Source organism: Sphingobacteriales bacterium, assembly GCA_016706405.1.
Lineage (GTDB): Bacteria > Bacteroidota > Bacteroidia > Chitinophagales > UBA2359 > BJ6.
In genome coordinates this window covers 1,442,749-1,469,431 of record JADJJT010000001.1, presented here as the reverse complement: position 1 = coordinate 1,469,431, position 26,683 = coordinate 1,442,749, and the positions used below count along the sequence as shown (strand labels likewise).

The following is a 26,683-nucleotide window of genomic DNA, read 5'->3' as shown; positions in this document are numbered from 1 at the left end:
TTTATTGGTACTACTTTTTTAAGATTATTTATTGATATATGTTGTACAACTCGCTGCTAATGGTTTATTTCCGGAAATATAGTTTATTGACCAAATGGGTAGTTTTACCGATAATTTATACTTTTATTATTTTGTTTTTGGCCAGCGTTTTTGCCGCTACTAATGCGTTTGCTACCCATAACCGCGCCGGCGAAATTACTTACCAACGCCTCAACGTAGGCAATGGCGACGAGTTTAGAATGGCGTTTACTATTTATACTTACACCAAAACAGGTGGCGACAGCAATGCCGCCGACCGCGACTCGTTAGATATTGATTTTGGAGACGGCAGCCCTATTGGCTTGGCTCCGCGTATTAATGGCCCGGGCAACAAAGGGCAAGACTTGGGCAATAACATAAAGTACAATGTTTATTACGTAGAACACTCTTATCCGGGATCTGCTACTTATATTGTCTCGGTCGAAGACCCCAACCGGATAGATAAAATTATCAATATCAATTACGGTGCCTCGGTAGATATAGCATTTTTTTTACAAGATACCCTGTTTTTCCCCGAAACGCAGTTTTACGGTTACAACAACTCGCCCATTTTATACCAGCCTCCTATTGATTACGGCAACGTAGGCGAAATCTTTATTCATAACCCCAACGCTTGGGACCCAGACGGCGACAGCCTTTATTTTGAACTTACCACCCCACTTGCCGGCCTTAACAACCCCGTTCCACTTTACCAGCTTCCGAGCCAGGTTCCAAAACCATCGGGCAACAACCAGCTAACGCTAAACCCAACAACCGGCGAACTAATTTGGAACGCCCCCGCTACTGCGGGTATTTACAATATTGCCATTTTAATACACGAGTACCGAAACGGCAAACAAATTGGCAATATGATGCGCGACATGCAAATTATTGTAAACAACAACAAAAATAGCCCCCCCGAAATAGTAGAAGTAAAAGATACCTGCCTTATTTTAGGGCAAACCTTAACCATTGACGTAACCGCTACCGACCTCGATGCAAGCCAAATATTAACCCTTACAGCTTACGGCAAACCACTTGAAATGGCCGATAGCCCCGCCATGTTCAGCAAAAAAACAGGGGCAAGCCCAATAACGGGCAACTTCGTTTGGCCAACTAATTGCAGCCATTTATACAGCGCACCTTATACCGTAGTTTTTAAAGCCGAAGACAACTATAAAGAAGGCGCAAATAATTTGCCACTCGCCGACCTTGAAACCTGGCAAATTACCTTAGTGCCGCCCCCGCCAAATAAGGTGCAGGCAGCAATTGTAGGCAAAAACATTGAAATTAGTTGGGATGCCGCCAGTTATTTATGCGCCAATAGCGAGAAATTCAGAGGGTTTTCGGTGTGGCGCAAATCCGGATGCGATACAATCGAGTTTGAACCCTGCCAACAAGGGCTTTCCGGAACTGGTTACACAAAATTAGCCGATAAACTAACCACGGCTTCTTACCTTGATAAAAACGTTGTAAAAGGCCTTACCTACACCTACTGGGTAGTAGCCGAGTTTGCCGATGCGTTTACTACCTCAAAACCGCCAACCCCACTCAATAAATTTTCAAGCGCCCCCTCTTTGCCCGTATGCGCTGGCTTACCCCGCGATATTCCGGTAATTATTAACGTTAGTATTGTAAACACCGCCACCACCGATGGCAGTATTTATGTGGCATGGACAAAACCCAGTGTAGCAGCCTTAGATACCATTGCCCACCCAGGCCCTTACCGCTACGAACTATTGCGCGCCACCGGATTTGCCAATGAAACCACTACTTTCGAATTAGTTAAAACGTTTAATTACCCAAGCTTTGCACAAAATCACGAGACCCAATTTACCGACCTCGCAACAAATTTAAATACGCTAAACAATGCCTACAGCTACCGAATAGATTTTTATGCTAATAATGTATTAGTTGATAACGCTGTTCCTGCCTCGTCGGTATTTTTAACCATTACCCCCAATGACGACCAACTTAACTTAAGCTGGCAAAGCGTGGTGCCTTGGAATAATTATGAATACCAAATTTACCGCAAAAACCAACAAGGCAATTTTGAAGCCATTGCCACTACCACTAATACCGAATACACCGATGTTGGACTAATAAATGGAAACGAGTATTGTTATCAAATTTTAGCTTTGGGCGCTTACGGTGCACCCGATTTGCCCGAGCCGCTGCTAAACTGGTCGCAGGTTAATTGCCAAAAACCAAAAGACTTAACGCCACCGTGCGCACCCGTACTTAGTGTTAAAAACTGCAACGACCCCGAACCCGGCCAGCCTAATTTGGCCAATGTGTTAAACTGGAACAACCCCAACCTGTTTTGTGCTGACGATGTGGTAGGGTATAAAATTTATTTTCAATCGCCCGATGATGACCAACTTAACTTGATATATACCGTAGCCGACCCCAATACGCTTAGTTTTGTGCATGAATTAGGTAATTCTCTGGCCGGATGCTACGCCGTTGCTGCTATTGACTCGTTTGATAACGAAAGCATTAAAAGCAATATTGTTTGTGCCGAAAACTGCCTAAGTTACGAGCTGCCCAACACTTTTACACCCAATAACGACTCGTTTAACGATGTGTACAAACCGCGCAAATTGGCTTTTGTAAACAAGGTAAACATGGAAATTTTTGACCGCTGGGGCAACAGGGTTTGGCAAACTAACGATCCGGCCATTAATTGGGATGGCACCCACCAAAAAACTAAGGCCGTTTTAAACGACGGGGTCTATTATTACACTTGTCAGGTTTTTGAACGCAAAAGCGACGGCAGCGAAATTATTAGCCTAAACCTTAGCGGCTATATTCATTTATTGCGCGGAAAATAATTCGAGTTCGCCACAAATAAAGTAAGATCTCTATTTTTTGCTTGGATCACATTTGCATTTTGTAATAAGGACGGCAATTATTTTTTCCGGATAGAAGCGTAATTTGTAAGTGCAAATAAATGCCAAGTAATTTAAAAAATAGTTTATTGAACCAGTTTGGAACTATGTGCCATTGAAGCAATTGCGAAATTAAGTCATCTATAAATCTGGTCTTCAAAAAATCTGTTTTATATTTTTGCAGCCTGTTTTTATGGCAATAGTTTTTTAGCATCAAGTGTTTAAAACTGCTACACCTTTTAATTCTTAAACAAATTCTATGTGTCTATGTGGTTAATTATATGGTTTAATTCTTAAACAACTTCTGTATCTTTGCAGCACAACGCCCCCCTTTGTTAATTGTAAATCTTTGCCTAAACGATAAAAAAAATAAGAGCAAAGGCATTATATTTTGTAGCTGTTGGCCTATTTTTAACTGACAAATAAATAAGGTAATTATATTATATGAATTTTTCTTTTAAACAACAAAAATTTCGTTTTGTTTTGCTCTTGGCGGGCATATTTACCCTTACCGCAACCTATATATTGGGCAGCGAAATTGCTAAACAACCACAGCCACAGTTTGTAGGTAAAATTTTAGACCCCACAGTTGCCCCCCTACAAACCATAACACAAGTGCCATTGCCCCAAACCCTAACCTTTGCCGGCGAGCGCATACCCCTTGAAGACCCCGAAGTAAAAGAACGCTTTGACCGCGAATTGACCCTTATTGTGCACCAACACAGCACTACCATCCGGATATTAAAATTGGCCAACCGGTGGTTTCCCGAAATTGAAAGCACCCTGCGCGCCAATGGCATCCCCGACGATTTTAAATATTTAGCCGTTGCCGAAAGTGGCCTCGAAAATGTAACCTCGCCCTCAGATGCGAAAGGGTTTTGGCAGTTTTTGCCCGCCACAGCACGAAGTTATGGCCTTGAGGTAAATGCCGAAGTGGACGAGCGACTACACCTCGAAAAATCAACGCAAGCGGCTTGCCAATATTTGCAAGGTGCTTTTAATAAATTTGGCAACTGGACCATAGCCGCAGCCGCTTATAACAGAGGCGTAGAAGGTGTTCAAAAAAATATGAACGAGCAGTTTCAATACGATTTTTACAAATTATACTTAAATTTGGAAACCGCCAGATATGTTTTCCGGATTGCCGCCTACAAGCAGTTTATTGAAAACGCCGCCAATTATGGTTATGTTTTTGACCAAACCGACTTATACCCTCCTTTGGCTACGCGGGTTATTAGCGTTGATAAAATTGACGATGGTTTTACCTTTGCCACCTCGTTTGGCACAACCTACCGACAACTGCGCATTTTAAACCCCTGGATGCGCGAACCCTATTTGCGCACAAAACCCGGAAAAATGTACTATATTAAATTGCCCCTCTAAAATTAAACAAGCATATATAAAGATTGACATTAAATTGTATCTTTGTACTTTGCAGGTAGCAAATAGGCGTAACTATTAAAACATTGGCAGCTTGACTCTGTTGCTTTAAACGGAACATATATGGCGATAATTAAACAACAACTTTTTGGGCAATTAGACTTCCGGACCTTAACACAAAATCCGGATTTTAAGGAAGATAGTGTGAGAGAGGTGATTATTCTGCCTATTTTGAAAGAGCTTGGCTACGTGCAAGAAAATATTGTCCGGAGCAAAACATTACAACACCCTTTTTTGAAAATTGGCAGTAAAAAACGACCCATAACCCTTGTTCCGGATTATATATTAAAAGTGGAAAATAATTTTGCTTGGGTTTTAGACGCAAAAGCTCCCGACCAAAAAATTATTAATAACGACAATGTAGCGCAAGTATATAGCTACGCCACACACCCCGAAATTAGAAGCAATTATTTCGCGCTTTGCAACGGCTTGGAATTTTCGGTTTTTAGAACAAACGACACCGAACAACCCGTTTTATTTTTTCAGATTGACGAAATTGAACATCATTGGAAAGACCTAAAACTGTTTCTTTCGCCAAACAGTTTTCAAATTGGCAAAAACTTTACTTACGACACCACAAACGCAACCGCAAAACCGGTAGGCTTTGATTACGCAACAAGACCTTTATTAGAAGAAATTGAGGTAAAAAAACGTGCTGTAAAACGACATTTTGGCGTTCATGGGTATTTTACCAAACAAACTTGGAATGTAGTTGCCGAATACATTAAAAACTTCAGTAAGCCCGGAGATTTAGTGCTTGACCCTTTTGGCGGCAGCGGCGTAACCGCCATTGAAGCATTGATGAATAGTCGTAAAGGCATAAATATTGACATCAACCCAATGGCTGTTTTTTTAGTTAGTTCCTTAATTGCACCCGTAAAACAATCGGAATTAACGGAAGCGTTTAACCAAATAAAAGAAGAATACATTCAACACGAACCCAAAACAGAAGCGGAAATAAAAAAAGCGATTAAAAAATATCCCCAACCTAAGCCCCTGCCCCTCCCCAAAGGCTCGGACGTAGAAACCGCCGACCAACTTTTTAGCGATAAACAATTGGCGCAATTGGGTTTTCTAAAATCACTCATTTTGAAACAAGAAAACGAAAATATAAGAAATTCTTTATTGCTTATGTTTTCAGGACTTGTAACAAAAGTAAATTTGACCTATCACACTTCAAAAATTGCTACAAAAGACGGACAAGGTGACGCAAGCGCATTTAGATATTACAGGTATAGAATTGCCCCCGAGCCTAAAGATGTTGAAGTAATCAAATACTTTGAACTTCGTTTCCAAAAAATATCCGATGCAAAAAAAGAGATGGCATATTTTATCAACGAAAAAACCATTTCGAATGCGCAAATTGTAAAGGGTTCGGCTACTAATTTAAAATTTATACCCAAAGAGAGCGTGGACTATATTTATACCGACCCGCCTTATGGTAAAAAAATTCCTTACTTAGATTTGTCCGTCATGTGGAACGCTTGGCTTGACCTTGAAGTAACCGAAGAAGATTACAAGCAAGAAGCCATTGAAGGCGGCGAGCAAAAAAAGAGTAAAGACGAATACAACGAACTTATCGCACAAAGCATAAAAGAAATGTACCGAGTGCTAAAATACGACCGTTGGCTGTCGTTTGTGTTTGCCCACAAAGACCCCGAATTTTGGCATTTAATTATTGACACTGCCGAGCGTTGTGGTTTTGAATATATTGGAGCGGTTCCGCAAAAAAACGGGCAAACCAGTTTCAAAAAACGACAAAATCCGTTTACAGTTTTGAGCGGGCAACTCATTATCAACTTCCGGAAGGTTCGCAACCCCAAAGCTATACTCAAAGCCAATCTCGGAATGGACATTGCCGAAATTGTCATGCAAACCATTGAGGGAATTATTGCAAAAAACAACGGAGCAACATTAGAGCAAATTAATGACGAACTTATCATCAAAGGGTTGGAATTGGGCTTTCTTGATTTACTTAAAAAAGAATATACCGACTTGACCCCAATTTTGCTCGACAATTTTGATTACAACGAAAAAACCGAAGAATTTACCCTCAAAAAAAACACAAAATTTAGAACACACGTTGATGTGCGTCTTCGTATCAAATATTATTTGATTAGTTTTTTGCGTAGAATGGAAAGAGAAAATAAACAACCACACTTTGACCAAATTATTTTGGAAATTCTGCCCTTGCTTAAAAACGGAACAACCCCCGAAAATCAAACCGTACTAAATGTTTTGAAAGATATTGCCGAACGGGTAGGAGAAGATAGCTGGCGACTAAAACGAGAAGGACAAACAACACTTTTTGACTGACACAAACCCAACCAAACACAAATGCAAGAGTTTTTAAGAATATTTTTGCCGTTGTACTTTACAATTTATTTTGCAATTGCTTTTGTGGCTAAAAGTATTATTGTGGCAAAGCGAATTGGCAAAAGTCCCCTTGTTTTGCCAAAAGACGACAGTGCCTACGGGCTTGTTGGGCTTTATTTTAAACTGATAATAATTTTGATATTTATCTATGTTTTAGCCTTTGCCTTTTTTCCGGATATTTTTGGGCAATTCCAGCCAATTTTACAACTTAACAATTTGATTGCAAAATATATTGGGCTTGGATTTTTCGCTTTTTCGCTTGTTTGGACTATTATAGCACAGCAAAACATGAAAAACTCGTGGCGTATTGGCATTGACACCGAAACTAAAACCGAACTAATAACAACAGGGCTTTTTCAATTTTCAAGAAACCCAATTTTTTTGGGTATGCTAATAAGTTTGCTTGGACTTTTTTTTACAACCCCAAACGCAATAACTGTACTTTTTTTGATTTTAGGTTATGTGCTGATACAAATTCAAATACGGCTTGAAGAAGATTTTTTAACTAAGCAACACGGGCAAACATATATTGCCTACAAACAAAAAGTAAGGCGGCTTATTTGATAAAATTACAACCTAACGGCAAAAAAAAGTAGTTTTCAAGGGTTTAAATAATCATTCCGGCTGCTACGGTTTCGTTTGTACCTTCGTCTATTAAAATAAGGCTTCCGGTAATGCGGTTGCGGCGGTAGGCATCGTACATAAGTGGTTGCGTAGTGCGGATGCTTATCCGGGCAATATCGTTCATGCCAATTTCTGTTGCGTTTTCAATGCGGTGAAGCGTGTTTATGTCTAATTTGTATTGTAGTTGTTTAATTAGGCAGCGGGCATCGCGGGTGGTGTGTTTAACAGCATATTTGCCGTTTAACTGCATGGGCTGCCGGCCTAACCAGCAAATCATTAGGTCAATATCTTGCCCTGTTTTGGGCATATTATTAGGGCGCACCAACATGTCGCCGCGGCTTATATCAATATCGTCGGCAAGGCACAATGTTACCGACATGGGCGAAAATGCTTCTTGTAGGCTATCTTCGGCGGCATCAATACGGGTAATAGTGGTACTAAACCCCGATGGCAATACTACCACTTCGTCGCCGGGTTTAAATACGCCGCCTGCAATACGTCCGGCATAGCCCCTATAGTCATGATAGGCTTCGGTTTGAGGGCGTATTACATATTGTACCGGAAACCGGCAATCTACGCGGTTTTCGTCGCTGGCAATATGAATGTTTTCGAGCAGGTATAGTAAAGTTGCTCCTTGATACCAAGGCATGTTTTGGCTTCGGCTAACAATATTGTCGCCCTGCAAAGCACTAACAGGGATGTATTCAACGTCAATAGTTGTTAATTTCGACGAAAAGTCTTCAAATTCACGCTTAATTTGGGTAAATACCTGCTCGTCATAATCCACCAAATCCATTTTATTAACGCAAACAATTATGTGTGGTATGCGCAATAACGAGGCAATAAACAAGTGCCGGCGGCTTTGCTCAACCATGCCGTTGCGTGCATCAACCAAAATAATGGCCAAATTAGTAGTCGAAGCACCTGTTACCATATTGCGTGTGTATTGTATATGTCCGGGTGTGTCGGCTATGATAAATTTTCGTTTTGGGGTGGCAAAATAGCGGTAGGCAACATCAATGGTAATACCTTGTTCGCGCTCGGCTCGCAAGCCGTCGGTAAGTAGCGCTAAGTTAATTCCATCTTCGCCGCGCCGTTCGGTGGTTCGTTGTAATTCTTCTAATTGGTCTTCAAAAATAGATTTGCTATCGTATAAAAGTCGGCCAATGAGGGTACTTTTGCCATCATCAACACTGCCGGCGGTGCTAATGCGCAGCAAATCCATATTAAGGTAGGCGGCGGTATCGGGGGCTTCTTGTTCGAGTAACATAAATTAATTAAGCAGGAAGTATAAGGTCAAAGTTTACAAATTGAGTACCATAAACAAAAAGGTACCACAAAAAAACATGACACAAAATACCAACTTGCTTGCTTGAAAATAAATAAATTGGTATTTAAACAAACTAATTGAGCGAAATAACCGGTATAGAGGCGCTACTATTTTGCTCGTTAAAAGCCAACGTATATATGGTGTATTGCATATATGGCGTTAAAGGAAACGTATCGAGTAAATAAACTAACTCGCGTTTTGATTTGGCTAAAAATGTAGCCCAAAGTTTTGACCTGTCAGCCGAAAGGGTATAGCTAGTTAAGCGGTTTTGCTTAAAAAGTTCGGCCCCCCTAGTGCGTTGCTCGAATTAAATCCAAAAACTCTTCGTCAATTTCTTCGGGCAGGGTAAAATCAACCATAAATGAGAGCAGTTCCATAGTAAAGTAACGCTAAAATTAATAATACGCAACTGTTTTAAATATATGCAGTTTGTAGTCGTTAGCCGTTTGTTTCGTGTTTTATTAGTAAGTAAAAAGCAAAAAATTTTGTGCAAAGATACCATTTTTTTGGGGTTTAGCCAACTGCGCCAAGGCAAGTCTTTTAAATGTCCAAAACATACCCTTATTTTCTAACAATAAAATGCAACCAATACTAAAAAGTTGTACCTTGATGGCATCAAACTATTTCATTTATGGTTTGCTTGCTGCTATACTATTCTTTTTTAAACGCTATCATTTAATCCTTGTTTTAACAACACCTTTTAACCCTATTTTATGGCATAATGGTACTTTTATAAACAAACAAATAAATAATTAATCAATTATTTAAATATTATATTACAAACACTATCCCCCATGCTAAAGTGTAATGATGGTATGCGGGTTATTATATTTTTAGCTTGTAAGTATTAGTTTTTCGCCATCAACTAATTTACAACTACAATTCCTGATAATTTTTTTTAATTGGTTAATTAAAAAAGTACTATGCTAATGCTTATATTAGGTGGGGTTTAGGTAAGTATAAACCCAACGCCAGCTATTATGCCCAAGTTTTTAGCTTTAGCCCCATTGTGTTCGTCTGTTTTTTTTGTGGCAACAGGTGCTTTTACCTTGTTAATAAGTGTCAGTCAAACTGCTTTAGCCCAGCTTAATGCCAATCATACTACTTACAACCCTACCCAATTAGTAGAAGATGTTTTAATTAACGGGGGCGAATGTGTTGAGGTTTCTGGCATTACCTATACCGGACACAACCAGGCACGAGGCTATTTTACCGGAGGTCAAAACACTGTTGGTTTCGAGTCGGGAGTAATTTTGGCCTCGGGGCGTGTTTCAAATGCTAATGGGCCTAATAATGCAGAAAACGAAACAAGTGATTTTGGCAATCCGGGCGATAACGACCTTGACCTTGCTCAACCCGGATCATGCAACACCCATGATGCCGCCATCCTATCTTTCGACTTTGTTCCCACTCAAGATATAGCATCGTTTGAGTACGTTTTTGGCTCAGAAGAGTATTGCGAGTGGGCGCCCAGTAATTTTAGCGATGTGTTTGGTTTTTTTATTTCCGGACCCGGTATATCCGGACCCTATTCGGGTGGCGCAGTAAATATAGCACTTATACCCGGAACCTCTACACCTGTTTCCATTAACAACGTCAATCAGAACACAAATACCACCTATTTTATTGGCAACAACGGCTCGTGCCCCACTGATGCCAACTTAAATGTTGAGTACGATGGTCTTACCGTTGTGCTAACTGCTACTACCCCCACGCTTACCCCCTGCGAAACTTACCACATTAAATTGGCGGTAGCCGATTGCTCAGATTGGATTTTAGACTCGGGCGTGTTTTTAAAAGAGGGCAGTTTTAATGCCGGAAATGGTTTTAGCGTAAATACTGGCGTAGGTGGAGTTTCGGGCATTAATCTGATGTACGAAGGCTGTGAAACAGGTTATTTTGTGTTTATTAGGGAAGACACCACCGACCTTAGCCAGCCTTATACTATTACCGGAATTACTCTTAACAACGGCAGCACCGCTACACCCGGTGTTGATTGCAATACTATTCCAAGCTCATTTACCATTCCGGCCGGCCAAATTAGCGATACCTTGTGGATTAATGCTTTCATTGATTTTAAAACAGAAGGTATTGAGTCGCTCATTCTTAATATCCCTACCGGATGCCCTTGTAATAATAGTACCATAACCAAAACTATGCTGATAAAAGATGCCGACCCCCAATGATACCATTTGCCCCAACGCCACCATTGACCTTACCGCTGTTGTTACAGGTGGGGCGGGTATATCAACAGATAAAACCTTAGAATGGAGCACCGGTGCCGGCAATGTTTACACCATTACAGTAAATCCAAACGGCACTACTACTTACAGCGTTACCGTTACCGACCTTTGCGGTAATATTGCCATAGACGATATTACCATTTGGGAAGATGGCTCGCCTACACCCGTTGAAATTATAGACCCCGGACTATTGTGTAAAAACAATACAACCATTTTTTTACAAGCCACGCCGCCGGGCGGCACTTGGTCGGGGTCGGGAATAACCAACCCTAATACGGGTGCTTTTAATCCGTCTTTGGCTAACCCACCTTATACCATAACGTATAACTATACCAACGATTGTGGCATTAACTCCTCTGATCAAATTACCCTCAATGTTAAAGACCTGCCCACTGCTAATTTTTTAGGAGGCGCGCAACTTTGCAGTAATTCCGGAAGCACTACTACCCTAACCATCAGTTTGACCGGCACCGCGCCATGGACATTAACATACAGCACACCAAGCGGAGCAAATCTAACTGTTACCATTAACAGCTCGCCCTATACCCTTACCGTTACCGAAATGGGTACTTATACCATTACAAATGTAACCGACTCAAAACCTTGTAGCAATACAGGTAATACCGCTCAGGTTACGCCAGTAGTTATCACGGCCAATCTTAGTAAAACCGACCCAATTTGTAATAACGATACAAACGGCACTATTACTTTAAATCCAAACGGTGGCAAACCGCCTTATACAATTACTTGGAGCGACCCCTCATTGGGTAATCTCACTAATGTATCCGGATTAGCTGCTGGCGTTTACAGCGTTACCGTTACAGATGCCGATGGTTGCCTTACCACCGCTACTGTTACCCTTCTTAACCCGCCGCTACCCACCCCGCCAACTGTGCCATCGCCTACTTATTGTCAAGGCGATCCTATTGGCACCATTGCCGCCGGGCTGCCCAATGGCACCACTGCCCAATGGTACACCCTAATACCCCCCGATACCACCTTAGTATATACAGGCAACCCTTTCGACCCAACCCCTTTTGCCGATACTAATACCCCGGCCATCTATAATTTTATGGTTACTACCTTGTCGCCCGCAGGTTGCCAAAGCCTGCCCACCCTGTTTAATATAACCATTAACCCTACGCCTAATCCTGAATTTACTAATACAGTTGCCATTTGTATTGGCGACTCCCTGTTAATAACTGCGTTAAATGGCAACAGTAATGGCAATTATCAATGGTTTGATGCTCCGCCGCCCGGTGGCAACCTAATTACAGGCTATATTGACCCCACAAGCACCACTACCTACTATTTGCTGTTTACCGATGCCCTAACCGGATGCACCCAAACTACCCCTGCTTCCGTAATAGTAAACCCTTTGCCTACACCCGCCATTATAGGCCCAACCATTATTTGCCCTACCGATACAGCAACGCTAACTGCTTCTGGCGGGGTGTTTTACTTGTGGTCAACTGCCGATACCACCGCCACCATTAATACGCCCAATGCAGGCACTTATAGTGTTACAGTTACTGATGGCAACGGCTGTATTAATACAACCCAACATACCATAACAATTGATGACCTAAAAATAAACGCCACCAAACAAGATATTTTATGCCCTGGCGATTTAGGCAGTATTGATGTAACCATAAACGGCGGAATACCTCCCATTAATTTCACTTGGATAGGCCCAACTAATATTGGCAACCAAACCGCTGGAATTGGCTTGCAGCCGGGTATTTATGGAATTACTGCCACCGATGCAGTGGGCTGCGCCGACAGCATTACTCTTGAAATAATTGACTATTCGGTAGTAATGACTGTTGAAATATCCGGTGTAGATGCCAACTGTTTTGCCGAACCATCCGGAAGTATTGAGTTAGTGGTTAGCGGCGGCGCTCAACCCGTTACCATTGTTTGGGATGGAGCAACAAATATTTCGCCGAACAATTACAGTCCAATAAACTTGCTGGCCGGCACCTATACAGCTACCGTTACCGATGCGAATGGCTGTGTGCAAGTAGTTTCTATAACTATTAATCAACCGCCAACTGTGCTTATAAATTTTAACGCCATTGAACCACTTTGTTTTGGTGGCGATGCCTTTTTGGAAGCCGAAATTTTTGGCGGCGTACCACCATATGTTTACGATTGGCAGCCTCAAGGCCAAACCACTGACACGCTTACTGTAAAGGCGGGCACTTATACCCTCGAAATTACCGATTCACATGGTTGTAAATACAAAAAATCGGTTACTATTAACGAGCCTCCTCTATTAGAAATTACTGCCGCTGTCCCAACTCCCGATTATTGCGACCAAACAAATGGAGAGATTTCATTATCTACCAACGGCGGAACAATGCCATATAATTACGTATGGAGCCCTGACGTAGGCAACAATACAGCTAATGTTTCCGGATTAAACTCGGGCACTTATTATGTAACCGTTACCGATGTTAATGGCTGTAAAGACTCGTCTTTGGCCGTTATTGACTCTGTTGCAGGCCCAATTGCTGGCCTGCCTATTGTAACTCCTGCTATTTGTGCGCAAAACAATGGCACTATTGAAGTGTTCGTAACGCAAGGCAGCCCTCCTTATGTCTATATATGGGGCGGCCTGCCTAACCAAACAACTGCTTTTGCTGATAGTCTTGCCCCCGGCACTTATACAATTACTGCTACCGATATTCATAACTGCACAGTAGAAATGACGGCTACAATTGTGGCTTTACCACCTCCTCAAATAGACGCTATTACAGTTATTAACGATGCCTGCGGTCAAGGCATTGGCAGTATTGAAGTTAGCGCATCGGGTGGCACAGGCCCTTTGCTGTTTACTTGGTCTTATCCGGCATGGAACGGCCTCGACTCAATAAGTGGTGTATTGGGCGGTAGTTATTCTGTTACAGTTACCGACTCAATAGGTTGCGTTGTTACAACAGCTATTACAGTGCCTACCGACCCAGCCCCACAAATTATAAGTGCCATCATTGGCCCTTCGCACTGTGGGCAAACCGATGGCAGTTTAAATGTGGTGGCGTTAGGCGGAACGGGCAACCTAACCTATCAATGGACCCCGGACATAGGAAATAGTACCTATATTTCCGGATTAAGCGCCAACACCTACAATTTAGTAGTTATTGACGAGCGGGGTTGTACCACAGATACCACCCTAACTATTCCTGATTTGCCTGCGCCCATCATTGCCCAAATAGTTGTAACACCAAACTACTGCGAACAAAATAATGGCACCGCCACCGTACAACTAAACCACTTAGGAAATACAAATTTAAGCGAGTTGTTATTTATATGGTCGCACGACCCCCTGCTAAATAGCCCACAGGCCACCGGATTAACCACAGGCAACTATCAAATAACAGTTACCGATAATTTTGGCTGCCAAGATACTATGAGTTTTGAAATATTGCCCATTTTGCCACCCGAGCTAAGTTTGGTCAATCTAATAAACGAAAAATGCACCAAAAGCAACGGCTTGATTGAGGTAACTGCTAATGGCGGTTCAGGTGCTTTAACTTATACTTGGTCTCCGGCAATCAATAACTCCGGATTATTAAACAATATCAGCGCAGGTACGTATAGCGTTACCGTTACTGATGCCGCTGGCTGTACCGACGAAGCCAGTTTTGAAATAACCGACTCGCCTGGGCCAAATCTTAGTTTAATTGAAGTGGTTGACGCCCATTGCGATAGTTTTGACGGCTCAATAAAAGTAAATGCTTCCGGAGGAACAGCACCGCTTAAGTTTTCATGGTCTCACGATTTGGCCTTAAATACCAGCGATGCCTTAAACATAAAAGCGGGGGCATATAGTGTTACCGTTATTGATGCTAACAACTGTATTGCAACGCTTACGGCAAAGGTAAATAACCAAGCCGGCCCCAAAATTGCACCCGTTTTAACTACTGACGAAGCCTGCGGGCAAACAAATGGTCAAATAGAGGTAAAAGTAACAGGTGGCCTTGAACCCTACACTTATCAATGGGCCGATAATATTTTACTTAACACCAACACACGTACTAACCTTAGTGCAGGTGTATATAACCTAACTGTAACAGATGCTTTTGGTTGCAGCGACATTAAAACTTTTACTTTAAACAATTCGTTGCCACCTACTGTATCGGTTGCTACCACACCTTCGAGCTGCGGACAAGCCGACGGAACTACTAATTTATCGGTAACAGGCGGATTAACACCTTATAACTATGCTTGGGATAACGGTCAAAACTCAGCCAACCTATCCGGATTAAAAGCAGGAACCTATGTTGTAACCGTTACTGATGCTGCTGGCTGCCAAACTATTGTCAGCGCGGATATTTCGGACTTAGGTGCGCCACAAATTGCTATTACGCAACAACAAAACGCTACCTGTGGGCAAGCCAACGGTAGTGCCGAAGTCAATGCCTCGGGCGGCACAGGGACATTGGCTTTGATTTGGTCGAGTGGCGAAACAGGCAGTATGCTATCCGGAAAAATGCCCGGTTTTTATAGTGTTACCGTTACCGATGCCAATGGATGCTCAGCCTCGGCAACTCTTGAAATTGCCGATTCGCCCGGACCTTCTTTAGCGCTTACTTCTATAAATAAAGCTAACTGCGGCCAAGCTAATGGTGCAGCAACGGTAACAGCTACTGGTGGTAATGGCAATTTGTTGTTTGCATGGAGCCATGATGCCGCATTAATTGGCCCAGATGCTACCGGCTTACCAGTAGGGAGTTACAGCGTAACAGTTACCGATGAAAACGGATGTAGCACCGCTATTAATTTTAATTTAGACGAAGAAGCTGCTCCTACACTTACCGTTGTTGGCACTACTCCGGCCGGATGTAACCTGTCTGATGGAAGTGCCACCGTTAACGGACAAGGTGGAACTGCACCTCTTACTTATGCGTGGAGCCATAACCCTGCGCTTAACAGCACTACAGCTAATAATATTGCTTCAGGTAATTACACTATAACAGTTACCGATGCTAAAGGTTGCTCGGCAACCGTTGATTTAACCGTATTGAGTTTAGAAGCACCGATTATTACAAGTATTGATATTGTAAATGCCATTTGTGGCAATAAAAATGGGGCAGCTACGGTTAATTTTTCGGGAGGTACTGCGCCTTTTACCTTCACTTGGAGCCATGATGCCTTGTTAAACAACCCAACTGCCAACAATTTAGATGCAGGTGCGTATGCAGTTACATTAACCGATGGTAAAAATTGTACTGCCATTGCAAGTTTTAATATTACACAAGCAGCGGGGCCAACTATAAATTTGCTGAGTCAAGCGAACCCTACTTGTTCGCAAAATAATGGTGCCATTGAGATAGAAGTAATTGGAGGCAGTAATGGCGTAAACATAACTTGGCTGCCCAATGTGGATAATAATGGACAAAGCTCGGCTAATAATTTGCCTCCCGGTGTTTATACCATATCGGCTATAGATGCAAACAACTGCATTGCCGAGTTAACTGTTTTGCTGACTGACTCGCCAGGTGCTGGGGCAAACCTAACCACCACCGATGCACATTGCGGCCAATCCGACGGCTCTATATCCGTTACTACTACAAGTGGCACTTTGCCTTTAAGTTTCAACTGGTCGGACTCAAATTTAGTTGGCCCTAATCAGCTAAGCCTTGCCGCCGGCGCATATAGCCTAACTATTACCGATGCCTTAGGCTGCCAGGTTGTGCTCGACACTATAATCAACGACATTCCTGGCCCAAGTCTTACCGTAGTTAGCACTACTAATTCAAGTTGTGGGCAAGCCGACGGAATGGCAACTTTACTTGCCGATGGTGGCACAGGCGGCTATACTTGGGCTTGGTTGCCCAACGTAGCCTCTGCCGAAACAGCTCAAAATTTACTTGCAGGGCTATATCAAATAACAGTTACCGACGCCGTTGGTTGCGCTGCGAACCTTAGCTTTGAAATTAAAGATGCCAATGCACCAACTTTAAGTATTATTCAAATTAATCCCGAAATTTGTAGCCAAAACAATGGCAGCATATTAGTTACAGCTACCGGTGGCGATGGCAATTATACGTTTACCTGGAGCCACGATGCAAGTTTAAATAGTCCGGAAGCCTTAGCTTTAACCTCCGGAAATTATAGTGTTACCGTTACCGATGGCATGGGCTGTAAAGCGGTTATTAATGCCGAAGTTCCATTCATCGAAGGACCATCTATTAGCGCAAACGCTACCAACGATTTTTGTAACCAAAACTTGGGTAGTATTACCAGTTTTCCTGCTGGTGGCGATGGCAATTATACGTTTACTTGGAGCCACGATGCAAATTTAAATAGTCCGGAAGCAATGGATTTAGCCTCCGGAAATTATAGTGTTACCGTTACCGATGGCAATGGCTGTACTTCGCTTGCAAATGCAACAGTTGATAATATACTTGGGCCAAATTTAAGTGTAATAGCTTCCAAAATGGCCACCTGCAACCAAGCAAATGGCACAGCGACTGTGTTAGCTACTGGTGGCGATGGCAATTATACATTTTCTTGGAGCCACGATGCAAGTTTAAATAGTCCGGAAGCATTGGGTTTGGCATCCGGAAATTATAGTGTTACCGTTACCGATGGCAATGGCTGCACCGCCGCTGTATCATTCGATATAAGTAATACCGACAGCCCTGTTTTATCGCTTGAGCAAACAACACCAACGCATTGCGCACAAGCCAATGGCATAGCCAGCGTAACAGCAACGGGCGGCGATGGCAATTATACATTTACCTGGAGCCACGATGCAAATTTAAATAATCCGGAAGCATTGGGTTTGGCATCCGGAAATTATGGTGTTACCGTTACCGACGGCATGGGCTGTACCGCTACTATTGACTTTGTTATTCCAGACCTGCCGGGTGTAGCTCTTGATAGTATAAGCGCAATGCCTACGCCCTGCGCAGAATCTTTGGGTAGTGCTACAGTAGTGGCAACGGGGGGGCAACTGCCATATAGTTTTGAATGGAACACAACACCGCCTCAAACAACGGCTACCGCTACTAATTTGCCACCTGGCAATTATGTTGTTACTGTTACGGATGCTTGGGGCTGTCAAATTACTGCTAACGTGATTGTCGAGGGTATATTGCCTGCGTTTACCTTAAATTGTAGTGAAGCAACGGGCCAAACCATAACCGTTGAATGGACAACGCCAACCGGTGTCTTATTTTACGAAGTTATTATAGATGCCAACTCGCCCCTCACCTTGCCCGCTAACACCAATAGTTATACCGTAACCGATTTGCTGCCTAATACTGCCGTAAGTGTTACTATAACTCCTGGGTTGCCGGCAGTTTGTGGCTTAGTAGAACCTTTAACGGTAATATGCACCACCCTTCCATGCGAGCCAATTGACCCTGTTATTACCGGTTTTGAGCCAAGTTATTGCCAAGCCGATACACCCGTACAGTTAATAGCAACCCCGCAAGGAGGTACGTTTAGTGGCAAGGGGGTTTCTGCGTCCGGATTATTTGACCCCAGTTTGGCTGGCGCAGGAACACACCAAATCATATATCAATACAGTAATGAGTTTGGCTGTCCTTATTCTACAGATATATTAATAACGGTTTACGAAATGCCTGTTGCTGCTTTTGCTAATACGCCCGTTATTTGCTTAGGCGATGCGCTTGTATTGGAATTTACCGGAATTGCCCCTGCTAATGCTGAGCTGCTTTGGCAAGTGGGTACCGCCACTTTTGAAGGCTTTGGGCCACATACAATTTATCCGGAAGAAACCGGGTGGTTGCCTGTTTTATTGACCATTAATGCCAATGGTTGTAGCAGTACGGCAAAAGAAGAGGTGGGAGTTTCGGCGGCGCACGTGCAAACAATTGACGACCAAACTGTTTGGTATGGCGAGTCGGTAGTGTTGGAAACAACGGGTAGTTCGGTGCTAAACGGCGAATTGACCTATTTGTGGGACGATGCCTATGAACCCCCAGCACACCCATTAGTTCCGTTGCCTACAAGTATTGCCGGCAGCAACGAGGTTAGCCCAACAGTTACGCCATCGGCAACAGGTTGGTATTATATTGCTTTACAAGATGAATATGGTTGTAAAGCAGCCGATACAGTAAAAATTACAGTTAAACATCCTAACAGTTTTGTGATACCTAACGCTTTTAGCCCAAATAATGATGGGGTGAACGATATTTTTAAAATAGATGGATTTAATATTGCCCAAATTGATTTAATGATTTACAACCGTTGGGGCGAACAGGTGTTTAAAGTAGAAAGCGTACCGCTAACTACCGGATGGAATGGCATATATAAGGAGCAAATTTGTGAGGTTGCCGTATTTGTTTACTATGCTGTGGTGTATTATTATGACGGATCGAAAGAGGTACAAAAAGGAAATGTTACCTTGCTGCGGTAAAACTGCAGAATACGCCTTTTAGGTTAGATTTTACCCAGATATTGCAAATTCGTTTCCGGAGAAAACTATTAACAGGTTTTTTATTTCCAATAAAGCATCCAAGAAAAAAGTATTTTAGTTTGCTTTAATTTTTATCACAACAAGGGTGGTATCGTCGTCTAAAAAATCGGTGGGCGTTTTTTGAGTAAACTCAATAAATGCCTCAACAATAGCATTTTTAATGTCTGCGCTGTTTAAATGAGCGTTTTTGCTTAGGCAATTTTTAAGGTTTTCGTAGCCCCAAAGTTCGTTTGTTTGGGGGTTTCGACCTTCAATAAGCCCATCGGTATAAAGCACAAATACATCATTGGGTTGTAGGGTTTGTTGTTGGGTGTCAATAAAGTTGTTGTAGCTGGTATTGCGAATTATGCCCAAGCCCACTCCCTCGCCAGGCAAATAGCTGGCAGCAGTTTTCATCCGGAAGAAAGCTGTTGGGCAATGCCCCGCTCTGGTCCATATTGCTTTGTTTGCCTCGGCATCGAACAATATATAAGTTAAGGTAATAAAACTATTGCGGCCTAAACAAGCACTAACTGCTACATTTGCCTGCTGCAAAAATTGGGTGGGGTTTTGCACCGTTGGACTTATACTTTGAAATATGCCTTTAAGTTGTGCCATATAAAACGCTGCCGAAATGCCTTTGCCCGATACGTCTCCGATAACTACGGCTAATTGTTGGGGCGTTGGCTGATAAAAATCGTAATAGTCGCCGCCTACTTCGCTGGCGCTACGGGCGTAGGCGGCCATTTCAAACCAATTGCTATCAGGAAAATTGCGGGGCAGTAGTGCTTGTTGTATTTGGGTGGCTATTTTTACCTCTTGCCTTAGCCGTTCGTTGGCTGCACTTTGTTGCAAAAGGTGGGTATTTTGGTAAGCAATTCGACCTTGTTCAATATAGCTGACTAAGCCATTAATAGCGGGTAAATCGAAGGCATTAGCGTAAGTTTGTACTAAACATATAGCGGCAATAAAAGTGCCTTCGGTGGTAAATAGAGGTAGTACTAATAACGAATTGTAAGGGTTATTAAGTCCGGTATTAAGTTTGGCTTTTTCGAGGTTGCGTTCGTAAAAATAGGGTTTGTCGGCTTTTTCGAGCCATGTTTCAATTTGACACCTTAACGTTAAAACTTGTGCATCTATCAAATCAATTTCGTGGCGCAAATATAATTGTTTATGGCTGGGCCAAAGCAGCCATCCGGCATTGTCGGGGTGTTGGTTACAACATAGTTTAAAAATGCGGGTTATAATTTGCTCGATACTTTCGCGGTTAATAGCTCCGGATATTTCTTGAAAACTGCGTATTTCTTGGCGTTGGGCTTCAATGGCCGATGCTAATGGCAAATTAAAGCCAAGACCAAGTGTGGCAAAAACGGCATAAAAAACAACTGCCGCCATTACAAAAACCTGAAAATTATTCTGTTCAGGAGGGTTCAAAATAAAAGCAGGGCAATTTAGCACTATCCATTCGTTTAAAATTACACCTGCCATTAAAATAAGTAGCACCATTATGCCGCCCATTTTAAGTTTTTCGTTGTAATTTAGTAGTACAATCCAATTTATGCGCACGCCCAAAAAAGCGCCGGTAATTACGCCAGTAATAAGCAATACAATATTTACAAAAATGGGTATGGGCAGTATTTGCAACGAAGCAACAGCTATAATGGCCATAATTAAAAGTATTAAATTCCAGCGTTGCACAATGGCCGAACTTCGTTTTTGGTAAATTAGCCGCCGAAAAACAATAAGAGTATGCGCAAAAAAGGCAAAACTTGCCGCAGCGGTTATCCCTTCAAAAGTATATGGCCAATTAAAAACCATTACCTCGCCTCCGGACTTAATACTGGGGGCTAAAATTTCAGTTTTTAGGTAGTTGTGCAATAAGGCTACCCCCGAAATAGCGCCCCCCACATAAAGACTCCGTTGCATTAGGGCTTGCCAATCGTGTAATTGTGCCTGGCGCGAGTCGCGTTCAAAAAAGTACAATATTGCCACACAACCTACTATATACAGGGTGTTGGCAGCTAACAAAGAATGAATATGGTAGTTGGCAAAACCGGCCAATAAAGCAGCAGCTAACAGGCAAACTATGCTTATTAGCAACCAATAAAAACGCCCTGCCACACTTTTTTTTAATATGGCCATTTGAGGCGTAAAATTAGTTTGTTTTAAGCTATATTTATAATTAGGTTGTAAGGCAAAAATTATACGCTGCTGTTAATTATTGCTTTTTACGCCTTTTTACTTCTCTTAAACCACAACAAATTAGGTATGTTCGTATAAGTGTATAATATGAACTTATTTAAATCGCATGCCAACTCTGGCTTCAACATGGTGCATGTGTTGCCCACTGCCGCCAAGGCGCGGAAACCTTGTAATGCCGTAGCCAATTTTTACAAAAGGTTTCCATTTTTTGTGGTTATTAAAACTAAATCCAAAATCAAATTGGGTAAGGTGGCCAAAGGTGCGCCCCTCAATATTGCCAATTTTAAGTTGGTTTAGAATTAACGAGTACGAAGCAAAGGGCATAATTTTGGCAAGTTTATTGCGTTTAAAATGATGCCGTATTATCCAACCATATTGTAACATTTTGTACGATGGTTGCAACGAATCGGTTTTATTGCCCGGAAAATAGGTATAACCTAAAGGAACAGATAAATAAACGGCAGATTTTTTTAAAAATCCGGAAAATTGCCATGCGTAATCGAAAACAGCGCCATAACCTTGGGCTGTTGTTTGTTCAAAATTCGATTTAAACAAGTACCTATAACCAATATCGAACGAATATTGTTTGGGAACTTTTTCGAAAAACGTGTGGGCTTCTTGGGTGGTTTGGGCGGTGCAAAATCCGGATATAAAAAAAAGACAAAACCACAATAAAAATAAAAAAGAAGATCTAATTTCCAACATACTGCTAACAAGTAAAATATTTTAAAGCTGGGTAAAACGGGCAAAGATACGCCGACTTAATGTTAATATTTTTTAGCACACAATATTAAACGTTTGACCTAAAATAAAGTCAAACGGCTTTGAGCGTTTTATGGCTTAGACTAAGGGGTAAATTACCGGCATAGATAGAGACAAAATTTTTCCGGATAGCCCTAAACTACGCCGCATTTATTTTGTTTCTTACTTCTTAGGTGCAAAATGACGTTTATTTTTTTCTTCCGGATTTCTTAGCTAATTAACCAACTATTTGTTTCTTTAACTTTAATATTTACTAATTCTACCTAATGAAACCATTTTTATTTGCTTTTTCTTTTGTTTTGTGTGCCACAATGTTTAGCGCATTTACACCCGCTGCCCAAAATTATACTACTGATAATAATGCAGCACAAGCCCAAAACAATAATGATATTGAATGGGTTGAACTTGATGCGCTTGACTCGCTGATGCAAAAAGAACCCCGAAAAGTTTTATTTAAAATTTATGCCGACTGGTGCGGCTGGTGCAAAAAAATGGATAAAACCACATTTAAGCACGAAGCTGTTGTGCAATATGTTGGCGAAAAATTTTACGCTGTTCGTTTAGATGCCGAAGATAAAAACACGCTTAATTTTAAAGGGAAAACGTATAAATATGTTAAACAAGGCAAGGCCGGAGCTAATGAGTTGGCCTTAGAACTAATGAAAAATCGCGTTGAATTGCCTGCTACGGTAATTTTAGACGAAAAATACCGCCATCTTTCCCTTTTTCCGGGGTATTTAGATGCGCACGATTTAGACCTTATTTTGCATTACTATACCACATCGGCCTACCAAAAGCGAGTGCCAATAGGTATATTTGCCCAAAACTATAAATCAACTATTAAACGCTCCGACCTAAGTCAGTTTTAAACAATAAAATTTGTTTTTTATTTTATATCATATTAGAGGCATGTTTGCTCCATTTTGGCAAGCAGGGCCTCTATTGTTTTATATTTTTCGCCCTAAGCCAATTTTTTGCTCAAGCTAAATAACGTTAAATAAACATGAAAACAAAAAGGCTTGGATTTTTTAACTCATTTTTATGCCCACACTAAACTAAAACTAAACTAATTTGTCCATATTTAAGCGTATCTTTACAGCGCTTTTGTTACATTTATAAAATAAAAATTTAAGTTTAAACAATGAAGCAACTATTTTTGGCTTTGTCCTTATTTGTATTATCTGTTTTATTAGCCCCCACAAACCTTGCAGCCCAAAGTTTTGGCTATGTTGATTCGAGGCAAATACTCGAAAAAATGAATACCTACCAACAAGCACAACAACAAATAAACCAAATTGCCGAAGGCTGGGAAAAAGAGGTAACCGCCCAAAAACAAAACATCGAAAAACTATACAAACAGTTTCAGGCCGAGCAAGTATTATTAACCGATAAAGACCGTGCTAAACGCGAACAAGAGATTTTTGACAAAGAAAAAGCGCTAAAAGATTTTCAGCGCGAAAAATTTGGCCCAGAAGGTGAGTTATATAAAAAACGGGTTGAATTGGTAAAACCCATACAAGACCAAGTTGCCAAAGCTATTGAAACGGTAGCTAAAAACAAAAAAATTGATTTTGTACTCGACAAAGGGCAAGGTGTTGCTATTGTATATGCAAATCCAAGTTTTGACTATACAGCCGACGTGCTTAAAGAATTAAACACAAAATAAATAAACTGAATGTTTTAAAACTTCCGGATGTATTTTTTTACTGCCCATCTAATCCTTGTTTTTAAAATGGCAATAAAATAATTAGCTTCCGGATTGCTTAAAACACGTTTATTACAACCACTAAACAATTACATGCTTGCATTATGGGCAGTTACCGTTACTTTGTAAAGAACATTCAATTATAATTTGGTGCTGCCGTATTAAATTACACAACAATCTTGTTAGATTTTTAATTTTTATTTTAATTATATAATTCGTAATGAAATTTATTAAGTATTTATTTGTTGCCGTTTGCCTTTTTATTGGTACACAAGCTAACAGTTATGCACAAACCAAAATTGGCCACCTCAACAGTTTAGACCTTTTAAACTCAATGCCCGAGTGGAAAGCTGCCGAAACGCAGTATCAGACCTATTTAGAGCAACTGAGTAATATGTTGAAAAGCAAAGATGAAGAGCTAATTAAAGAAGCCACCAGCGTTGAACAGCTATGGAAAGAAGGCAAACTTTCGCAGTTAGATTACCAAGCAAAAATGATGACCTTACAAGAAAAAGATAAAAAATTAGCCGAAGAAAAAGCTGCAGCCGAGCAAAACGTGGCAAAAAAAGAAGAAGAGCTAACCAAACCAATTAAAGACCGCGTAACCCAGGCTATAAGCGACGTAGCCACCGAAAAAGGCTATACCTACGTGCTCGATTCGGGTGCCGCCTTGGGTTTGTTGTTTGTTTCGCCAAGCGAAGATATTACCGCTTTTGTTAAGGCCAAACTAAATTTAAGGTAAAAACATTTTAGAATTTAATTCTACGAAATAAAAGACCGCTAAGAACAACAACTTAATCTGTTTTTAGCGGTCTTTTTATAATTGCCAAAAACAAAAGCCTATTTTTATACCAAGGTGATTTATAAAATAATCCAAAGTTAATACTTTTCAATTTCCGGAAAAGGTGTTACATGAAAACAAAGCTATCAATGCCACTACCCGCGCCTTCGAACTGTTGTAGGTTTGCAAACGGAAAAACCGTTAAAAAACAAGCGTATAAAATACTGTTTGAGCGCAGCGAGTTTATTTTATAGCTTGTTTTTAGGTTTTGAAGTGCAGCAAACCGTTAAACAACAGGTCGCAGCGCTTGATTTTTTTGTTACGTCTGCTTCGCAGGTTCACTTCGCAACCTTGCCTTCGCAAGTTTGCTCGTTCATTATCAAGAAAAAAAGTATAATAAAATAAAAACCATATATTTTGTTCTTAGTACAAAACAAAGCAATTCTGTTTAAGTTAATTGGGCTAATCATTTATTCACTTTACTTTTACTTTCTATTTGCTTTTATTGGCGCATAGGCAGGCACATCTATTAGTGAAAACTCAGCATTGGTTTGTGTTTCGATATTTAATTTAGGTGCATTCCAAACACCTACGGCATCGCGGGGCTCTTTTCCGGAAAAATAAATTTAGCAGAAGAAAATTTATGGCAAGCAAGCCTGTTACAAAGGCAATGAGTCGGTTATCCGGAAATTAGGCACTAATTAATCTAATAAATTAAATATTTACTGGTGTTTCCAGCCTTGTGCTATTAAATTGTGCTCGATTCCACTTTTGGTTATTATTTTTGCGCCATGCTGTGGCTCGGTTATTTTGCCAATAATGGCAATTCCTTGCAAGTCATCGAGGCGTGTTAAATGGCTGGGGTTTACGGTAAACAAAAGTTCGTAGTCTTCGCCGCCATTAAACACACAGGTAAGCGGGTCGAGGTTAAGTTCGCGGGCGGTTTCAAACATTTCCGGATGTAACGGAATATTTTCGTCGTAAATATGGCATCCTACTTGCGAGTTTTTGCATAAATGCAGTACCTCCGAAGACAAGCCGTCCGAAACATCAATCATGCTGGTAGGCACTATTTGCATATTATTTAAAATTTCGACTATGTCGCGGCGCGGCTCGGGGCGCAGCAACCGGCCAATACAGTATTGGTAGGGCGCTAAATAGGGTTGGATATTGGGGTTTTCAATATAAATTTGTTTTTCGCGCTCTAATATTTGAAGTCCTAAATAAGCTGCCCCCAAAAATCCCGTTACGCATAATAAATCGCCGGATTTTGCCCCGCTGCGGTAGGTTATTTTTGAGGTATTTACTTGTCCAAAGACGGCAATATTTATAAACATCCCTTTTACCGAGCTGCTGGTGTCGCCCCCTACTAAATCAACCTCATAGTCGCGGCAGGCGGCATAAATACCGTCGTATAACTCGTCAAGTGCTTCTACGCTCATACGACTTGATACGGCCAACGATACAACTATTTGGGTAGGCGTACCGTTCATGGCATAAATATCAGATAAGTTAACGGCAACGGCCTTGTAGCCTAAATGCTTTAACGCGGTGTAATGCAAATCAAAATGGATGCCCTCAATAAGCAAATCGGTGGCCAACAAGCAAAGCTCGTCGCTACTGGCAATGGGCTGCATAACAGCGGCATCGTCGCCAACGCCTTTTATTGTGCTTGGTTGTTTGTGGTGTTTAAAGTGTCGGGTTAAATGGTCAATTAAGCCAAACTCGCCTAAACTATTTATTGCCGTTAATTTTGGGGTGCTGGCGGTGTTGTTTTCTTGGTTCTTGTTATTATTGTCGTTGTTTTTCTTATTATTATCCATTTTTGCATCAATTATTTCGTTTATTTATGCTACAAAATTAATGATTTTTGACCA

At 41.4% G+C, this 26,683-nt stretch carries 13 protein-coding genes; 9 read left to right on the top strand and 4 right to left on the bottom strand.

The window, feature by feature from the left end; genetic code table 11:
• Positions 1–38: 38 nt before the first annotated feature.
• The 4 genes from IPI59_05670 (at position 39) to IPI59_05655 (ending at position 7,289) form a co-directional block, all read left to right on the top strand.
• Positions 39–2,852 (top strand): gliding motility-associated C-terminal domain-containing protein, encoded by a 2,814-nt coding sequence (locus tag IPI59_05670; protein ID MBK7527038.1) that lies wholly within the window; start codon positions 39–41, stop codon positions 2,850–2,852.
• A 501-nt stretch (positions 2,853–3,353) separates the two neighbouring features.
• On the top strand, positions 3,354–4,292 hold the full coding sequence (locus IPI59_05665) for a lytic transglycosylase domain-containing protein (GenBank protein ID MBK7527037.1): 939 nt from the start codon (positions 3,354–3,356) through the stop codon (positions 4,290–4,292).
• Between the two features lie 120 nt (positions 4,293–4,412).
• Positions 4,413–6,665, top strand: a complete 2,253-nt coding sequence (locus IPI59_05660) for a type I restriction enzyme HsdR N-terminal domain-containing protein (protein ID MBK7527036.1) — start codon at positions 4,413–4,415, stop codon at positions 6,663–6,665.
• Between the two features lie 21 nt (positions 6,666–6,686).
• Positions 6,687–7,289, top strand: coding sequence for an isoprenylcysteine carboxylmethyltransferase family protein (locus IPI59_05655; protein MBK7527035.1), 603 nt, complete (start codon positions 6,687–6,689; stop codon positions 7,287–7,289).
• 43 nt (positions 7,290–7,332) lie between these two features.
• Here the strand turns inward: IPI59_05655 and IPI59_05650 are convergent, their stop codons facing one another.
• Positions 7,333–8,574, bottom strand: a complete 1,242-nt coding sequence (locus IPI59_05650; GenBank protein ID MBK7527034.1) for a GTP-binding protein — start codon at positions 8,572–8,574, stop codon at positions 7,333–7,335.
• A 1,085-nt stretch (positions 8,575–9,659) separates the two neighbouring features.
• Here IPI59_05650 and IPI59_05645 point away from each other — a divergent pair.
• On the top strand, positions 9,660–10,865 hold the full coding sequence (locus IPI59_05645) for a choice-of-anchor L domain-containing protein (protein MBK7527033.1): 1,206 nt from the start codon (positions 9,660–9,662) through the stop codon (positions 10,863–10,865).
• Positions 10,849–19,317 carry a gliding motility-associated C-terminal domain-containing protein gene (locus IPI59_05640; GenBank protein MBK7527032.1) on the top strand — a complete coding sequence of 2,823 codons (8,469 nt, stop codon included), beginning with the start codon at positions 10,849–10,851 and terminating at the stop codon, positions 19,315–19,317. The genes IPI59_05645 and IPI59_05640 overlap by 17 nt, the downstream gene beginning before the upstream one ends.
• A 114-nt stretch (positions 19,318–19,431) precedes the next feature.
• Here IPI59_05640 and IPI59_05635 read toward each other — a convergent pair whose 3' ends face one another.
• Both IPI59_05635 and IPI59_05630 read right to left on the bottom strand, forming a co-directional pair.
• Positions 19,432–21,498: a PP2C family protein-serine/threonine phosphatase gene (locus IPI59_05635; GenBank protein MBK7527031.1), complete on the bottom strand. Its 2,067-nt coding sequence runs from the start codon at positions 21,496–21,498 to the stop codon at positions 19,432–19,434.
• Between the two features lie 153 nt (positions 21,499–21,651).
• Positions 21,652–22,263: a hypothetical protein gene (locus tag IPI59_05630; GenBank protein MBK7527030.1), complete on the bottom strand. Its 612-nt coding sequence runs from the start codon at positions 22,261–22,263 to the stop codon at positions 21,652–21,654.
• A 368-nt stretch (positions 22,264–22,631) separates the two neighbouring features.
• On the opposite strand from IPI59_05630, the gene IPI59_05625 reads away from it, so the two are divergent.
• The 3 genes from IPI59_05625 to IPI59_05615 all read left to right on the top strand — a co-directional run bounded on the left by IPI59_05625 (position 22,632) and on the right by IPI59_05615 (position 24,767).
• Positions 22,632–23,189, top strand: coding sequence for a DUF255 domain-containing protein (locus IPI59_05625; protein MBK7527029.1), 558 nt, complete (start codon positions 22,632–22,634; stop codon positions 23,187–23,189).
• Between the two features lie 272 nt (positions 23,190–23,461).
• Complete coding sequence (locus tag IPI59_05620; GenBank protein ID MBK7527028.1) at positions 23,462–23,986, top strand: OmpH family outer membrane protein; 525 nt, start codon at positions 23,462–23,464, stop codon at positions 23,984–23,986.
• 259 nt (positions 23,987–24,245) lie between these two features.
• Positions 24,246–24,767 carry an OmpH family outer membrane protein gene (locus tag IPI59_05615; protein MBK7527027.1) on the top strand — a complete coding sequence of 174 codons (522 nt, stop codon included), beginning with the start codon at positions 24,246–24,248 and terminating at the stop codon, positions 24,765–24,767.
• A 761-nt stretch (positions 24,768–25,528) separates the two neighbouring features.
• Here the strand turns inward: IPI59_05615 and thiL are convergent.
• Positions 25,529–26,629, bottom strand: coding sequence for a thiamine-phosphate kinase (gene thiL, locus IPI59_05610; GenBank protein ID MBK7527026.1), 1,101 nt, complete (start codon positions 26,627–26,629; stop codon positions 25,529–25,531).
• Positions 26,630–26,683 lie beyond the last annotated feature (54 nt).

Bases quoted from the DNA above. Each gene is read 5' to 3' on its own strand.
- IPI59_05650 (MBK7527034.1), bottom strand. From the start codon at position 8,574: ATGGATTTGCTGCGCATTAGCACCGCCGGCAGTGTTGATGATGGCAAA.
- IPI59_05665 (MBK7527037.1), top strand. From the start codon at position 3,354: ATGAATTTTTCTTTTAAACAACAAAAATTTCGTTTTGTTTTGCTCTTG.
- IPI59_05670 (MBK7527038.1), top strand. From the start codon at position 39: ATGTTGTACAACTCGCTGCTAATGGTTTATTTCCGGAAATATAGTTTA.
- IPI59_05620 (MBK7527028.1), top strand. From the start codon at position 23,462: ATGAAGCAACTATTTTTGGCTTTGTCCTTATTTGTATTATCTGTTTTA.
- IPI59_05655 (MBK7527035.1), top strand. From the start codon at position 6,687: ATGCAAGAGTTTTTAAGAATATTTTTGCCGTTGTACTTTACAATTTAT.
- thiL (MBK7527026.1), bottom strand. From the start codon at position 26,629: ATGGATAATAATAAGAAAAACAACGACAATAATAACAAGAACCAAGAA.
- IPI59_05640 (MBK7527032.1), top strand. From the start codon at position 10,849: ATGCCGACCCCCAATGATACCATTTGCCCCAACGCCACCATTGACCTT.
- IPI59_05625 (MBK7527029.1), top strand. From the start codon at position 22,632: ATGTTTAGCGCATTTACACCCGCTGCCCAAAATTATACTACTGATAAT.
- IPI59_05645 (MBK7527033.1), top strand. From the start codon at position 9,660: ATGCCCAAGTTTTTAGCTTTAGCCCCATTGTGTTCGTCTGTTTTTTTT.
- IPI59_05660 (MBK7527036.1), top strand. From the start codon at position 4,413: ATGGCGATAATTAAACAACAACTTTTTGGGCAATTAGACTTCCGGACC.
- IPI59_05615 (MBK7527027.1), top strand. From the start codon at position 24,246: ATGAAATTTATTAAGTATTTATTTGTTGCCGTTTGCCTTTTTATTGGT.
- IPI59_05635 (MBK7527031.1), bottom strand. From the start codon at position 21,498: ATGGCCATATTAAAAAAAAGTGTGGCAGGGCGTTTTTATTGGTTGCTA.
- IPI59_05630 (MBK7527030.1), bottom strand. From the start codon at position 22,263: ATGTTGGAAATTAGATCTTCTTTTTTATTTTTATTGTGGTTTTGTCTT.